The following is a 15,034-nucleotide window of genomic DNA, read 5'->3' on the forward strand; positions in this document are numbered from 1 at the left end:
CATGGCTGTCTACAATCGGGCGGCGACCTTTCGCAGCCCCACATCATTGGATTCGTCGAGGACAAACATGGACGTTGCAGACGTATTGGTACTCCAGGCCAGCTACACCAACCCGATACACGCCGAGGCGATTGGCCTGGTGCTCAATCACTATGCCCAGGACCCGATGGGCGGCGGCCAGCCGCTGGGCGCCGACCTGTTGCGGCAATTGCCCGGCGAGCTGGCCAAGCGTCCCCATGCGTTCAGCGTGCTGGCCTTTGTCGGTGGCGAACCGGCCGGGCTGGTGAATTGCTTCGAGGGCTTTTCCACCTTTGCCGGGCGGCCGCTGGTCAATGTGCATGATGTGGCGGTGATCGAGCGGTTCCGCGGCCTGGGCCTGAGCCAGAAGATGCTGCACAAGGTCGAAGAGATCGCCCGCCAGCGCGGTTGCTGCAAGATCACCCTGGAAGTGCTGGAAGGCAACGCGGTGGCCCAGGCGTCCTACCGCAAGTTCGGCTTCGACGACGCCGCGTTCGACCCGAGCCACGGCCGGATGCTGTTCTGGAACAAATCCCTGTAGACCTTTGGAGCCTGTCAGCCGATGAATTCATCTCCCCTGGATACCCCTGTAACCCGCCGTGACAGTGCCTGGGCGGTGTTCCTGGTGTTTTTGCGGCTGGGCTTGAGTTCCTTCGGCGGACCGGTGGCGCACCTGGGGTATTTCCGTACCGAGTTCGTCCAGCGCCGCGCCTGGCTGAGCGAGTCGGCCTATGCCGAGTTGATCGCCCTGTGTCAGTTCCTTCCGGGGCCAGCCAGCAGCCAAGTGGGTTTCGCCCTGGGCTGGTCGCGGGCGGGGCTGGCCGGCGCGTTGGCGGCCTGGCTGGGGTTTACCTTGCCGTCGGCATTGATCCTGATTGCCCTGGCCCTGGGCCTGGTGGGCAGCGGCAGCGGGCTGCCCGCCGGGCTGGTGCACGGCCTGAAGATCATCGCCGTGGCGGTGGTGGCCCAGGCGTTGTGGGGCATGGCCCGCAGCTTGTGTCGCGGCTGGCCGCGCGCGCTGATTGCCGTCGTTTCAACGCTCGGCGTATTGCTCTTGCCGACCACCCTCGGCCAGGTCGGCGTGATGTTGCTGGCCGGCCTGATTGGCGCGGGGCTGCTCAAGCCGGCCGTCGACAACCGTGCAGACGGGCTGGCCATCGCCGTCGGCAAGCGCACGGGCTGCCTGGCCCTGGGGGCATTTACCCTGTTGCTGGTCGGCTTGCCGTTGCTGGCGGGGCTCTGGCCGAGCCTGCCGCTGATGCTGGCCGACGCTTTTTATCGGGCCGGCGCCCTGGTATTCGGCGGCGGCCATGTGGTGCTGCCGTTGTTGCAAAGCGAAGTAGTGGCGCCGGGCTGGCTGGGCAACGATCTGTTTCTCGCCGGTTACGCCGCCGCGCAGGCCGTTCCGGGGCCGCTGTTTTCCTTCGCCGCCTACCTCGGCGCGGCCATTGACGGCTGGAGTGGCGCGCTGCTGTGCCTGGCGATGATTTTCCTGCCGGCAATGCTGCTGATCATCGGCGTCCTGCCGTTCTGGCAGCACCTGCGTCATTTGAATCGGGTCCAGGCCGCGCTGGCCGGGGTCAACGCCGCGGTGGTCGGCCTGTTGGCGGCTGCGCTGTATGACCCGCTGTGGACCAGCACCATCCTTGCGCCGCTGGACCTGGGGCTGGCGCTGTTGGCCGTGGCGGCGCTGATGCGCTGGAAGCTGCCGCCGTGGCTGGTGGTGCTGGCCGGCGGCGCCGTCGGCCTGTTGCTGGGGGCCTGAAGCCCGGCGCCGCAGACCATGAGCCTTACGCCCGCGGCGGGTGATCGAGCCGGGCAAACACCAGGCGGAACAGGGTAAAGCTGCCCGGCACGCTGCTGACTTCGGTCGAGCCCTGGTGCAGGTTCATGATCGAACGCACGATCGCCAGCCCCAGACCCGTACCGCCTTCGGCACGCGAGCGGCTGCTGTCGACCCGGTAGAAGCGTTCGAAGAGGTGCGCCAGGTGCTGCTGCGGGATGCCGGCGCCAGGGTTGCCCACCGACAGCGACACGCTCGAGTCGTGCTCCTCCACCAGGATCGAAATGCTCGCCGCCCGCGGGCTGTGGCGGATCGCGTTGGACAGCAGGTTGGAGATCGCCCGCTGGATCATCAGGCGGTCGCCATACACCAGGCCATCGCCGGACAGGCTGATGCCCAGGTGTTTTTCCTCGGCGCTCAGGGCGAACAGTTCCATGACGCGCCGCGCTTCCTCGCCCAGCGAGACTTCTTCGAACGCCACCTGGGAGGCCGGATGGCTGACCTGGGCGAGGAACAGCATGTCGCTGACGATCCGGGCCAGGCGCTCGAGCTCCTCGGTGCTCGACTCCAGCACCGCCTTGTATTCGTGAGGCGGGCGCTCGCGGGACAAGGTGACCTGGGCCTTACCCATCAGGTTGGTGATCGGCGAGCGCAGCTCGTGGGCCAGGTCGTCGGAGAACTGCGAAAGCTGCTGCACGCCACCGTCGAGGCGGTGCAGCATGAAGTTGATGCTGTGGGCCAGCTCGGCCAGCTCCCGCGGCAGATTGATGGGCGACAGGCGATGGGTCAGGTCCTGGGTCGTGACCTTGGCGGCCACCCGGCTGAACTGTTGCAACGGCGCCAGGCCGCGCTGCACCACCCACCAGGCGCCGATGCCGATCAGCATCAGCAGCAGGGGCAGGGCGATCACCGTAGAGCGCAGGTAGGCGCTGAGCAGCGCCTGGTCGTTGGCCCGGTCCAGGGACAGCACCACCCGCACCTGTTCGCCATTGCGCAGGGTTATCAGGCTGGAGGCGCTGAGCAGCCGGTTGCCGGTATTGTCGAGCCAGTCGAGGAAAGCCGGGCTTTCCGGGCGGATCAGCGCGACGGGCAGCGGCTCGAGGTTGCGGTTGCCGATGTCCAGCAGCGGCTCGGCCGTGGAGTCGGGGCCGAAAATGCTCAGGTGCAGGTTGTCGTGGCCCATCACCAGGTCCAGCAGCGAATGCGGGCGGGCGGCGATGTCGCCGGTCTTCAGGTCGCTGGTCAGGGTATGGCGGATCTGTTCGAGTTTGCTGTCCAGGCTGTTTCTCGCCAGGCTGTCCAGTTCATGGCTGAGGGCCAGGTAGGCCAGGGTCGCGAGCAGTAACACCAGGCCGGCGCCCATCAGGCTGACGGTCAGGCCCAGGCGCATGGACAGGCTGCTGGCGGTGCGCTGCGCGGCTTTCATTGGCGCACTTCCAGGACATATCCGACACCGCGGATGGTGTGGATCAGCTTGATATCGCTGGCGTCGTCGATCTTTGCCCGCAGGCGGCTGATGGAAACTTCCACCACGTTGGTGTCGCAATCGAAGTTCATGTCCCAGACCAGGGAAATGATCTGGGTCCGGGTCAGCACTTCGCCCGACTGGCGCATCAGCACCTGCAGCAGGGTGAATTCCTTGGTGGTCAGGTCGATGCGCCGCGCACCGCGATAGGCCCGGTGCCGGCGCGGGTCGAGCTCGAGGTCGGCGACCCGCAGGCTGTCGCTCGCCGGCAGGTTCTCGCTGCGCCGCAGCAGGGTGCGCACCCGTGCCAGCAATTCAGGAAACTCGAAAGGCTTGACCAGGTAATCGTCGGCCCCCAGGTCCAGCCCCTTGACCTTGTCGGCCAGGCGCCCGCGCGCCGAGAGCATCATGACCCGGGCGCTGCTGTCTTTGCGCATGTCTTCGAGCACTTGCCAGCCGTCCTTTTCCGGCAGGTTGACGTCCAGGATCACCAATTCGTAGTTGTGCTGTTCTATCAGGTAAAGACCGTCGATACCGGTGGCGGCGCGGTCAACTACATAACCGCTTTCGGTCAGGCCCTGATGCAGATAATCGGCAGTTTTACGCTCGTCTTCGACAACCAGGATGCGCATGTAAAAGTGACCTCTTGATCATTAAAAGGATTTCAACGGCGCTGGATATGAAGTTGTTGTTGGACCAGCCATAAAACCCGAGAAGTTGCTGCCGATCGGCAGCTATAACGTTCTGGGTGAAGGAATGTTCAAGCCTGAAGTGGCTTCAGGGTCAAGATTTAATAGGCCTTATATCAATGGCTTGTGGCATTTATCGACCGCCGGTAGGCGACGCGCCGGTAAGCGCGTAGCTGGCTTGAGATGGGCGTTAAAACACTATTGGGTATGAATGGAGAAATACGGAGTATTGAAGTTTTATCGCGGGCAAGCCTCGCTCCTACGATGAGCGGTTAAGGTTTTTGGTATTGTTTCAATATATGTCTAAGTTGAGGCGCAGACTCATATTAATACAGCCGGCAATGATCGTTGGTTAGATGGCGTAATTGTCATTTTGACGTCAGCAAGTTGATAGCCGATGGTCATGTCCGTGATAGGGGCGCATAAAAAAGGCGCCCATGAAAGGGCGCCATAAGTTCCTCTCTGCCAAAGGACATGATTTCAGAGAGGTGTAGAGCTCGGTGGCATCTTCAAGCGTCCGGTGGCGTGCTGGCGCGAGTCTTTTGCGTAGCGGGTGCCTCGGGTTTTTTCCCCTTGTCGGAGGCGCTCTGTTCGGTATCGGTGTGAGGTGTTTGCAGGCTGACGGGGAAGTTCTCCCAGTATTGCTTCATGCGTTCAGCGCCGCCTTCGGCGAACGCTGCACCCGAGCTGGCAATCATCAGACCGGCGAGCAGGAGTGTGGAAGTTTTCATGTGCGGTGTCCCATTGACAGTGGTCGGTACTCGTCGCGTCCCTGTCACGAGGCAGTAGATCAAGTCTGGGGCGATTTCATTAACGGCGGGTTAACAGCCGACGGGGGGAGGTGAGGGTGGCAATCCGGGGTTAACGGCTGACTTCGCCATCCAGGGCGAGTAGCCGGCGCGGTGATTCAGCCCGCTGGATTTCGCCCGCGACCGCGGCCCGGAAGCCCTGGGCACAAAAATGCCCCGTGAAGGGGCATTGAAGTCAGGCGCTACGGGGCTGCTTGAGCCCCGCGGGAAAAGACTTATTTCTGCACAACTTATTTCTGTATGACTTATTTTTGAACCACCGCAGCAGCTGGCGGTGCCTTGGGCTTCATCAGGCTGAAGTCGATCAGGGCCTTCTCGTTGCGCTCATAGGGGTTGCCGATCAGCAGCGGGCGCGGCTTGAAGCTGTCGCTGACCAGGCTCTTGCTGCGGTCCAGTTCGTTGGCGCTCAGGCCCGCCATGTCGGCCCAGGTGTGGATCAACTGCGAGCTGCTGTACGGACGGCCAAGGTCGCCGGCGAAATTCCAGTCGTGGTTCTGCTTCCACTTCGGCGAGGCCCAGGCGATGAACGGAATGGTGTACATCGGCGCGGTCGGCTTGCCTTCGTTGCGGCCCAGGGTGTTGTGGCCGGCGGAGTCGAACACGTCTTCGCCATGGTCGGAGAGGTACAGCAGGAAGCCGTTCGGGTCGCTGCTGGCGTAGTCCTTGATCAGGCTCGAGACCACGAAATCGTTGTACAGCACCGCGTTGTCGTAGCTGTTGTAGGTCGGTACCTGGTCGTCACGCACGCCGGCCGGCACACCGGTGCGGTCGGTGAACTTGTCGTAGCTTGGCGGGTAGCGGTACTGGTAGCTCATGTGGGTGCCCAGCAGGTGGACAACGATGAACTTGCGCGGCGCGCCGTCGGCCAGGGCCTTGGAAAACGGGGCCAGCACGTCGCCGTCGTACTGGCGGGCGTTCTGGTTGCGGTTGTTGTTCAGGTAGACCTGCTCGTCCGCCTGTTCGGAGAAGGTGGTGAGCATGGTGTTGCGCTTGGTCATGGTCTGCTGGTTGGTGATCCAGTAGGTCTTGTAGCCGGCCTGTTTCATCACGCTGACCAGGGACGGCGTCTTTAGGTACAGGTCCGGGTTTTCCTCGTCGGCGAAGGTCAGCACTTGCTGCAGGGCTTCGATGGTGTAGGGGCGCGGGGTGATGACGTTGTCGAAAATCGCCAGCTGGTCCTTGAGCTTGTCCAGTTCCGGCGTGGTCTGGCGCGGATAGCCATACAGGCTCATGCGCTGGCGGTTGGTCGACTCGCCGATCACCAGCACCAGGGTCGAAGGCTGGTTGGCCATGCTGTCCTGGAGATTTTGCAGCGGCGGGATCTTGCTCACGTTGTCGAGCATGCCCTGCATGTTGCCCAGCTGTTCGCGGTATCGCCGATAGGCCACCACCATCTGCCATGGCACCGCAGGCTCGATGCGCGTCTCGAATTTTTCCAGGCCCCCGGCGAAGCTGCCGGTGCGCACGGTCTGCTTGACCAGCGGGTAGCCGATCACGGCGACCAGGATCGCCGCGGCCACGGCCAGCGCGCGGCCGCGCGGCAGGTAGACCGGGCGCAGGCGGGTCCAGAGCCAGATGGCGAAGGCGGTATGGGCGAGGAACGCCAGCACCATCCACCAGGCGAAGTACTGGGTCAGGTACTCGCCGGCTTCGGAGGGGTTCGACTCGAACATGATGAAAATGACGCTCTGGGAAAACTCCTGCTGATAAATGAAGAAGTAACCCAGGCTGGCCATGGAGCAGGCCCAGAGCACCACGCCGATGACGGCCGCCAACAGGCGCGTGCGGGCCGGGAACAGCAGCATCGGCGCGAGCCAGATCGCGCTCATGATGAAGGCCTGACGGAAACCGGTGAAACCGGAAGTGTCGGTCAGTTGGATCAATAATTGGGTGATGCCGGAGAAATACCAGAAGAACAGGAAGAGCCAGCCCAGGCCCGCCCAGTCAAACCCTTTCGCGGACGTCTTGTCGCGTTTAAACACAGCCATCGAGTGCTCCAGCCTCATTGAACATGACGTGCGCCGGAGAGCTTCGAATTACCCCGGCGAACGCGCGCCGCGCCTTCGGCGGCGGCAATAGTGCGCCGGAGTATCCATAAACAGGTGTGAAAACTTTGTGAGTTGGTACCCGCGTGTCAGATAATGCCGCGCCTCGGATGCGGGCTGGCTGCAAGTGCGGGACAGGCTGGGGGAGAGGGGCAAAAAGAAGCCGGCGATCAGCCGGCGTCAATTATCAGCCTGTTGCAAGGACCGGCCACGACGGGCGGGTTCCTCGGATCGTCAGGCCTGTAGCTGGGTGACGCGGGTCACCTGGTCCACGTCCTGCAACGCCAGGCGCAGCTGCGCCAGCTCTTGCTTCAATTGGTCGCGCTCGTTCTTCAAGGCGCGCAATTCGTCACGACGGATAGTGACGTAGAGGGTTTGTGGAGGTCGTGCCGGTAGTACTGTGCCCATTGCTCACCTCGCAAATGGCGTGCATCAACTGTGTTCCGGCCGCTCGAATTCCGGGGCCTGAAACACTATCGGCGGCAATTTTGATTTCTTTTGCCGGCAAAGGGAACTTTTTTATTTTTAGCGGTCGTTGTGCCTTCGACGCGATTTGCGTCGTTATCCACTCACTGCTTGGGAAACACTGCTTGGGAAACTTAGTCCGGATGCTCTGGACTAACCCTCACTGGCCTCGTTGGGCTATAACTTTTGACACAATTTAGTAGTAAGGAGCATCAGCACATGCAACTGGGGATTATCGGACTGGGCCGCATGGGCGGAAACATTGCGCGGCGCCTGATGCTCAATGGGCACGAAACCGTGGTCTATGACCGCAACAGCGCTTTTGTCAGCACCCTGAGCGAGGAAGGCGCCAAGGGCGTCGCCGACCTGCCGGCGCTGGTTGCCGGCCTGGAAAAGCCGCGCGCGGTCTGGGTCATGCTGCCGGCTGGCGCGCCCACCGAAGACACCATCGAAACCCTCGGCCAGTTGCTCGAGCCGGGCGACGTGATCATCGATGGCGGCAACACCTACTATAAGGACGACATTCGTCGCGCCCGGGCGCTGGCCGAGAAGGGCCTGAACTACATCGACGTCGGCACCTCCGGCGGCGTCTGGGGCCTGGAGCGCGGCTACTGCATGATGATCGGCGGCGACGCCGAGGTGGTCCGCCGCCTGGACCCGCTGTTCGACGCACTGGCCCCGGGCATGGGCGACATTCCGCGGACCAAAGATCGCGTGGCCGAGGACGATCGCGCCGAGCGCGGCTACATCCACGCCGGCCCCGCCGGTGCCGGGCACTTCGTCAAGATGATCCACAACGGCATCGAGTACGGCATGATGCAGGCCTTCGCCGAAGGCTTCGACATCCTCAAGACCAAAGCCTCGCCAAGCCTGCCGGAAGATCAGCGCTTCGATCTCAACGTGGCCGATATCGCCGAAGTCTGGCGCCGTGGCAGCGTGGTGTCGTCGTGGCTGCTGGACCTGACCGCCGACGCCCTGGCCAGCGATCCGCAACTCGACGGTTTCTCCGGCGAAGTGGCCGACAGCGGCGAAGGTCGCTGGACCATCGAAGCCGCCATCGAGCAGGCAGTGCCGGTCCCGGTGCTGTCGAGTTCGCTGTTCGCCCGTTTCCGTTCCCGCCAGCAGAGCACCTATGGCGACAAGATGTTGTCGGCCATGCGCTTCGGCTTCGGCGGCCATGTGGAGACTCCAAAAAAATGACCTCCTCGCGAAAGAAGTCCAAGGCTCATCCCGCTCCACCTACCACACTGTTCCTGTTTGGCGCCCATGGCGACCTGGTCAAGCGCCTGCTGATGCCGGCGCTGTACAACCTCAACCGTGACGGCTTGCTGGATGAAGGGCTGAAGATTGTCGGAGTCGATCACAACGCCATCAGCGATGTGGACTTCGCCAAGAAGCTCGAGGACTTCATTCGCACCGAGGCTGCCGGCAAGGTCGGCAGCGGCGCGCAAGCGCTGGACCCGACGCTCTGGGCCAAGCTGGCCAGTGGCATCAGCTATGTCCAGGGCGACTTCCTGGACGACAGCACCTACGAGGCGCTGGAGGCCAAGATCGCCGCCAGCGGCACCGGCAATGCGGTGTTCTACCTGGCCACTGCACCGCGCTTCTTCAGGGAAGTGGTGCAGCGCCTGGGGGCGTCGGGGTTGCTGGTCGAAGGCGACAACGCGTTTCGCCGGGTGGTGGTCGAGAAGCCTTTCGGCTCCGACCTGCACACCGCGCAAGCGCTCAACGAATGCCTGCTCAAGGTGATGAGCGAGAAGCAGATCTATCGGATCGACCATTACCTGGGCAAGGAGACGGTGCAGAACATTCTGGTCAGCCGTTTCTCCAACAGCCTGTTCGAGGCTTTCTGGAACAACCATTACATCGACCACGTGCAGATCACCGCGGCGGAAACCGTCGGGGTGGAAACCCGTGGCAGCTTTTATGAACACACCGGCGCCCTGCGCGACATGGTGCCCAACCACCTGTTCCAGCTGTTGGCGATGGTCGCCATGGAACCGCCGGCGGCCTTCGGCGCCGATGCGGTGCGTGGCGAGAAGGCCAAGGTGGTCGGGGCGATTCGCCCCTGGAGCACCGAAGAGGCCCTGGCCAACTCGGTGCGTGGCCAGTACGTGGCGGGCAAGGTGGGCGACAAGCCCGTGGCCGGCTACCGCGAAGAAGCCAAGGTGGCGCCGGACAGCAACACCGAGACCTACGTCGCCCTCAAGGTGATGATCGACAACTGGCGCTGGGTCGGCGTGCCGTTTTACCTGCGCACCGGCAAGCGCATGAGCGTGCGCGACACCGAGATCGCCATCTGCTTCAAGCCTGCGCCGTATGCGCAGTTCCGCGACACCGAGGTCGACCACTTGCAGCCGACCTACCTGCGCATCCAGATCCAGCCCAACGAAGGCATGTGGTTCGACCTGCTGGCGAAAAAACCGGGGCCGACCCTGGAGATGGCCAATATCGAGCTGGGCTTTGCCTACAAGGATTTCTTCGAGATGCAGCCTTCCACCGGCTACGAGACGCTGATCTACGACTGCCTGACCGGTGACCAGACCCTGTTCCAGCGTGCCGACAACATTGAAAACGGTTGGCGCGCGGTGCAGCCGTTCCTCGATGCCTGGAAGGAAAAGGCCAAGGTGCATATCTACCGCGCCGGCGAAGACGGACCGGCGGCCGGCGACGAGCTGCTGAGCCGCGACGGCCGTGAATGGCACAGCCTCGGATGAGCGATGAGGGGCAGCCGGCCATCCAGTTCCTGCTCAGCGACATGGACGGCACCTTGTTGCTGCCCGATCACAGCCTGAGCCAGCGCACCATCGCCGCGGTGCGCGCGCTGCGCCAGGCTGGGGTGTTCTTCAGCCTGGCCACCGGACGGCCGCCGCGGGCCATGTTGCAGCAGATCGAGGCCCTGGGCGTCGACCTGCCGACCGCGGCGTTCAATGGCGGCACCATCGTCAATCCCGATGGCAGTTACCTGGTGCGTCATCACCTGCCGGTGGACGTCGCGATCAGCGCCCTGGCGTTGTTGTCGCCGCAGCCGCAGGTGGAGGTCTGGGTATTCGCCGATGGCGAGTGGCTGCTGCGCAATCCGCACGGCCCAATGGTGCCGCGCGAGCAGCATGGCCTGGGTTATCCGCCGGTGGTGGTGGAAGGTTTCGACGACTATCTGCCGCGCATCGACAAGATCGTTGCTGCCAGTGCCGACACTCAACTGTTGGTGGAACTGGAGGCGCGCCTGCTGGTGGAGGTCGGAGGGCAGGCGCAGGTTTCCCGTTCGCAGCCGGTGTACCTGGATGTGACGGCCCTGCAGGCCAACAAAGGCCAGGCGCTGATAACCCTGGCGGCGTTCCTCGGGGTGCCGCTGGAACGCACCGCGGCGCTGGGCGATGGCGGCAACGACCCGGCGATGTTCCAGCAAGCCGGGTTATCGATCGCCATGGGCCAGGCCGAAGCGGTGGTAAAACGCCAGGCCGACCTGGTGACCGGCAGCAATGTCGCCGATGGCGCCGCCGAGGCTATCGAACGTTTCATCCTGCCGCGCTGAGGTTAAATCTGTAGCCGCTGCCGAAGGCTGCGATCGGCCCGCAGGGCCGCTGCGGTTCCCAGATCGCCGAAGGCCTTCGGCCTTATCGCAGCCTGCGGCAGCGGCTACAGGGTTTTGCTTGCAGCCTGTAGCTCAGCGGAGTAGGCAATGCTCCGCACGGCAGGCGCCCCCACTGCGCGATCACGATCGAACAATCCATCCTGCCGCACCGAGATCGAATCTGTAGCCGCTGCCGAAGGCTGCGATCGGCCCGCAGGGCCGTTGCGGTTCCCGGATCGCTGAAGGCCTTCGGCCTTATCGCAGCCTGCGGCAGCGGCTACAAGGGCAGGGCTGCACGCCTTGTGTAGCCGCTGCCGAGCAACGCGAGGCTGCGATCGGCCACGTAGTGGCCGCCAAACCTGAGCCCGTGGTGCGTCAGGCTGAACGCATTGTCCGGATCGCGCCCGCTGCGCGGTCGTTCGCAGCCTGCGGCAGCGGCTACAGGATTTTGCTTACAGCCAGTAGCTCACCGCGTACCAGCCCAGGCCACCCATCACCAGGGTGTAAGGCAAGGCCATCCACACCATGCGCCCGTACGACAGGCGCACCAGCGGCGCGATCGCCGAGGTCAGCAGGAACAGGAACGCCGCCTGGCCATTGGGCGTGGCCACGCTCGGCAGGTTGGTGCCGGTGTTGATCGCCACCGCCAGGGCTTCGAAATGTTCGCGGCTCATCTGTCCGGAAACGAAGGCCTGTTTCACTTCGGTGATGTAGATGGTGGCGACGAACACGTTATCGCTGATGGCCGACAGCAGGCCGTTGGCAATGAACAGCATGCCTGGCTGCTGGCCGGTCGGCAGCGCCAGCACCCACTGGATCAGCGGGGTGAACAGCTGCTGGTCGTGAATCACCGCGACCACCGCGAAAAACACCACCAGCAGGGCGGTGAACGGCATCGCATCCTTGAAGGCGTTGCCCAGGCGGTGTTCGTCGGTAATGCCGGTGAAGGCGGTGATCAGCACGATCACCATCAGGCCGATCAAGCCGACCTCGGCGATATGCAGGGCCAGCGCGGTCATCAGCATCAACGCCGCCGCGCCCTGTACCAGCAGCGCCGCGCGTTGCCGCTGGGTGCGTTCGGCGTTGTCTTCGGCGGCGTAGTTGGCCAGCACCGCGCGCACGTTATCCGGCAGCAAGGTGCCATAGCCGAACCAGCGCAGTTTCTCCAGCAGCACGCAGGTCACCAGCCCGGCCACCAGGACCGGCAGGGACACCGGGGCGACCTTGAGGAAGAACTCGACGAAGTGCCAGCCCATTTCATGACCGATCAGCAGGTTCTGCGGTTCGCCGACCAGGGTGCAGACGCCGCCCAGGGCGGTGCCCACCGCGCCATGCATCAGCAGGCTGCGCAGGAAGGCGCGGAACTGTTCGAGGTCCTGGTGATGCAGTTGCGGCAGGTGCCGGTCGTCGTTGAGTTCGCTGTCCTGGCGCGGGTCGGTGCCGGACGCCACCCGGTGATACACCGAATAGAAGCCCACCGCGGCGCTGATGATCACCGCGGTCACCGTCAGGGCATCGAGAAACGCCGAGAGAAAGGCCGAAAGAAAGCAGAACAGCAAGCTCAGCAGCGCCTTGGAACGCACCCCCAGCAGCAGCCGGGAGAACAGGAACAGCAGCAACTCCTTCATGAAATAGATGCCGGCCACCATGAACATCAGCAGCAGGATCACCGGGAAGTTGTGCACCAGTTCGTCGTACAGCGCCTTGGGCGTGGTCATGCCCAGCGCCACGGCTTCCAGCACCAGCAGGCCACCGGGCATCAGCGGGTAGCATTTGAGGGCCATGGCCAGGGCGAAGATAAACTCGGCCACCAGCATCCAGCCGGCCACCACCGGGCCGACGGTGAACAGTAGCAAAGGGTTGAGCAGCAGGAAGGCGAGGATGCTGGCTTTATACCAGCGCGGTGAATGGCCGAGAAAATTATGGGTGAAAGCCTGGGCCAGTGAACCGGACATGGGCTGCTCCTTGTATTGAAGAAGCGCGCAAATTGCCGCAAGCAGGGGTGAAGATCAAGAAACTCTGAAATCTTTTGCCACAAATGCCGCCGAGGCCCGTTCAGGAGCCGATAAACCAGCTCCTGCGGGCCGCGTCGGTCAGTCTTCGCGTTTGACCACCAGGGTCAGGATGTCGTAGCTGGCCACCAGCTCGCCCAGCTGGTTGCTGACCTCCACGTCCCAGGCCACCACGCCCTGGGGGATGCCCTGCGGGCTCTTCTTGCCCTGGTCGATCTTGCGCTTGCAGGTCAGGCGCGCCTGGATGGTGTCGCCAATGCCCACCGGGTTGATGAAACGCAGGGTATCCAGGCCGTAGTTGGCCAGTACCGGCCCTTGCGCCGGGGACACGAACAGCCCGGCCGCCGCCGACAGCACGAAGTAACCGTGGGCGATGCGCTTGCCGAATTGCGACTCCTTGGCCGCGATCTCGTCGAAGTGCATATAGAAGTGGTCGCCGGACAGGCAGCCGAAGTTCACCAGGTCGGCCTCGGTCACCGTGCGTCTATGGGTCAGCAGCGACTCGCCGATCTGCAGGTCCTGGAAGAACCGGCGGAACGGATGCACCTCGGTCTCGATGACCTTGGCGCCACGCACGTATTCGCCGGTGACCGCCGCCAGCATGCTCGGCGAGCCTTGCACCGCCGCCCGTTGCAGGTAGTGCTTCACCGCCCGCAGGCCGCCGAGTTCCTCGCCGCCGCCGGCACGCCCCGGGCCGCCGTGCTTGAGCTGTGGCAGCGGCGAGCCATGGCCGGTGGATTCGGCGGCGGATTCGCGGTCCAGCACCAGCAAGCGACCATGCCAGGCCGCCGCAACCGGGATGGCCTTGGCGGCGATCCGTGGATCGCGGGTCACCAGGCTGGCCACCAGGCTGCCTTTGCCCCGCGCGGCCAGGGCCAGGGCTTCGTCGAGGTCGTCATAGGCCATCAGCGTGCTGACCGGGCCGAAGGCCTCGATATCGTGAGCGCCGCCTTCGGCATGCGGGTCGCGAGCCTGCAACAGGGTCGGGGCGAAGAACGCGCCCTGGCTGGTGTTTGTCCCGCGCGGCTCGAAGCCGTCCCGGGCGCCGAACAACAGGTCGCTGCTCTGCAGCAAAGTCTCCAGGCGTTCGGCCACGTCCCGCTGCTGGTCGTGGGAGGCCAGCGCGCCCATGCGCACGCCTTCCACCGACGGATCGCCGACCACCACCTTGGCCAGCCTGTCGCGCAGGCGGCTGGCGACCGCGTCGATGTGCCTGGCCGGCACAATGGCGCGGCGAATGGCGGTGCATTTCTGCCCGGCCTTGGTGGTCATTTCCCGGGCCACTTCCTTGATGAACAGCTCGAACTCTTCGTCATCCGGGCTTACGTCCGGGGCGAGGATCGCGCAGTTCAGCGAGTCGGCCTCGGCATTGAACGGCACCGAGTTGCGAATCAGCTGCGGATTGGCGCGCAGCTTGGCCGCGGTATCGGCCGAGCCGGTGAAGGTCAGTACGTCCTGGCCCTGCAGGCGGTCCAGCAGGTCGCCGGTACTGCCGATCACCAGTTGCAGGCTGCCGGCGGGCAACAGCCCCGATTCATCCATCAGGCGTACCACGGCTTCGGTCAGGTAGCTGGTGGCGGTGGCTGGCTTGACGATGCACGGCATGCCGGCGAGGAAGCTTGGGGCGAACTTTTCCAGCATGCCCCAGATCGGGAAGTTGAATGCGTTGATATGCACCGCCAGGCCGCCGCGGGGCACCAGGATATGGGTGCCGGCGAAGCTGCCGAGCTTGCTCAGCTGCAGCGCCGGGCCTTCGTGGACGATATTGCCCGAGGGCAATTCCCGCGAACCCAGGCTGGCATAGGTGAACAGCGTGCTGTTGCCGCCCTCGATGTCGATCCAGCTGTCGGCGCGGGTGGCGCCGCTGTGGTGGGAGATAGCGTACAGCTGTTCCTTGCGTTCGCTCAGGTACAGCGCCAGCGCCTTGAGCCGCTGGGCGCGCTGCTGGAAGTCCAGGGCCATGAGGGAGGCGATGCCCTGGCGCCGGCCATGGTCGAGCGCCTCGGCGAAATCCAGGCGCTCTTCGTGGGTGCGGGCCAGTTCGTGGCCGTCGATGGCGCTGCGCAGCACCTGGGCGCCGTGTTGGCCGATCCAGCGGCCGGCGATGAAGCTTTGCAGGGTAGGGGCGTGAGGCATCACGATTCCTCCGGATGATGAATGAGGCCGGCGCGGCC

Annotated in this window: 12 protein-coding genes; 5 read left to right on the forward strand and 7 right to left on the reverse strand. The window is 64.0% G+C overall.

Annotated features, from left to right (window positions below; translation table 11 throughout):
* Positions 1-67: 67 nt before the first annotated feature.
* On the forward strand, positions 68-559 hold the full coding sequence (locus BLV20_RS20835; protein ID WP_092304363.1) for a GNAT family N-acetyltransferase: 492 nt from the start codon (positions 68-70) through the stop codon (positions 557-559).
* 21 nt (positions 560-580) lie between these two features.
* The gene (gene chrA, locus BLV20_RS20840; RefSeq protein WP_092304364.1) at positions 581-1,783 is read left to right on the forward strand and encodes a chromate efflux transporter; all 1,203 of its coding nucleotides are present in this window, start codon (positions 581-583) and stop codon (positions 1,781-1,783) included.
* A 25-nt stretch (positions 1,784-1,808) separates the two neighbouring features.
* Here chrA and BLV20_RS20845 read toward each other — a convergent pair whose 3' ends face one another.
* The 5 genes from BLV20_RS20845 to BLV20_RS31480 form a co-directional block, all read right to left on the reverse strand.
* Positions 1,809-3,227 (reverse strand): heavy metal sensor histidine kinase, encoded by a 1,419-nt coding sequence (locus BLV20_RS20845; protein ID WP_092304365.1) that lies wholly within the window; start codon positions 3,225-3,227, stop codon positions 1,809-1,811.
* Positions 3,224-3,898 carry a heavy metal response regulator transcription factor gene (locus BLV20_RS20850; RefSeq protein ID WP_092304366.1) on the reverse strand — a complete coding sequence of 225 codons (675 nt, stop codon included), beginning with the start codon at positions 3,896-3,898 and terminating at the stop codon, positions 3,224-3,226. The genes BLV20_RS20845 and BLV20_RS20850 overlap by 4 nt, the downstream gene beginning before the upstream one ends.
* Before the next feature lie 566 nt (positions 3,899-4,464).
* Positions 4,465-4,686 carry a hypothetical protein gene (locus BLV20_RS20855; RefSeq protein WP_092304367.1) on the reverse strand — a complete coding sequence of 74 codons (222 nt, stop codon included), beginning with the start codon at positions 4,684-4,686 and terminating at the stop codon, positions 4,465-4,467.
* A gap of 323 nt (positions 4,687-5,009) precedes the next feature.
* A complete protein-coding gene (locus BLV20_RS20860) occupies positions 5,010-6,752 on the reverse strand; it encodes a phosphoethanolamine transferase CptA (protein ID WP_092304368.1) in 1,743 nt (580 codons plus the stop codon).
* A gap of 291 nt (positions 6,753-7,043) precedes the next feature.
* Positions 7,044-7,217, reverse strand: a complete 174-nt coding sequence (locus tag BLV20_RS31480; protein WP_175540238.1) for a DUF6026 family protein — start codon at positions 7,215-7,217, stop codon at positions 7,044-7,046.
* Positions 7,218-7,460: 243 nt separating this feature from the next.
* Here BLV20_RS31480 and gnd point away from each other — a divergent pair, with 243 nt between their 5' ends.
* From gnd to BLV20_RS20875, 3 genes are read left to right on the forward strand one after another with little or no spacing between them, the layout of a single operon-like run.
* Positions 7,461-8,474, forward strand: a complete 1,014-nt coding sequence (gene gnd / locus BLV20_RS20865) for a phosphogluconate dehydrogenase (NAD(+)-dependent, decarboxylating) (protein WP_256577848.1) — start codon at positions 7,461-7,463, stop codon at positions 8,472-8,474.
* The gene (zwf, locus tag BLV20_RS20870) at positions 8,471-9,991 is read left to right on the forward strand and encodes a glucose-6-phosphate dehydrogenase (RefSeq protein ID WP_092304370.1); all 1,521 of its coding nucleotides are present in this window, start codon (positions 8,471-8,473) and stop codon (positions 9,989-9,991) included. Before gnd ends, zwf begins: the two co-directional genes overlap by 4 nt.
* Positions 9,988-10,809, forward strand: coding sequence for an HAD family hydrolase (locus BLV20_RS20875; RefSeq protein ID WP_092304371.1), 822 nt, complete (start codon positions 9,988-9,990; stop codon positions 10,807-10,809). The genes zwf and BLV20_RS20875 overlap by 4 nt, the downstream gene beginning before the upstream one ends.
* 491 nt (positions 10,810-11,300) lie before the next feature.
* Here the strand turns inward: BLV20_RS20875 and nhaB are convergent, their stop codons facing one another.
* The gene (nhaB, locus tag BLV20_RS20880; protein ID WP_092304372.1) at positions 11,301-12,803 is read right to left on the reverse strand and encodes a sodium/proton antiporter NhaB; all 1,503 of its coding nucleotides are present in this window, start codon (positions 12,801-12,803) and stop codon (positions 11,301-11,303) included.
* A 138-nt stretch (positions 12,804-12,941) separates the two neighbouring features.
* Positions 12,942-14,996 (reverse strand): phenylacetic acid degradation bifunctional protein PaaZ, encoded by a 2,055-nt coding sequence (paaZ, locus tag BLV20_RS20885; protein ID WP_092304373.1) that lies wholly within the window; start codon positions 14,994-14,996, stop codon positions 12,942-12,944.
* Between the last annotated feature and the right edge of the window lie 38 nt (positions 14,997-15,034).

It is taken from the genome of Pseudomonas sp. NFIX28, assembly GCF_900107395.1.
Classification (GTDB): Bacteria; Pseudomonadota; Gammaproteobacteria; order Pseudomonadales; family Pseudomonadaceae; genus Aquipseudomonas.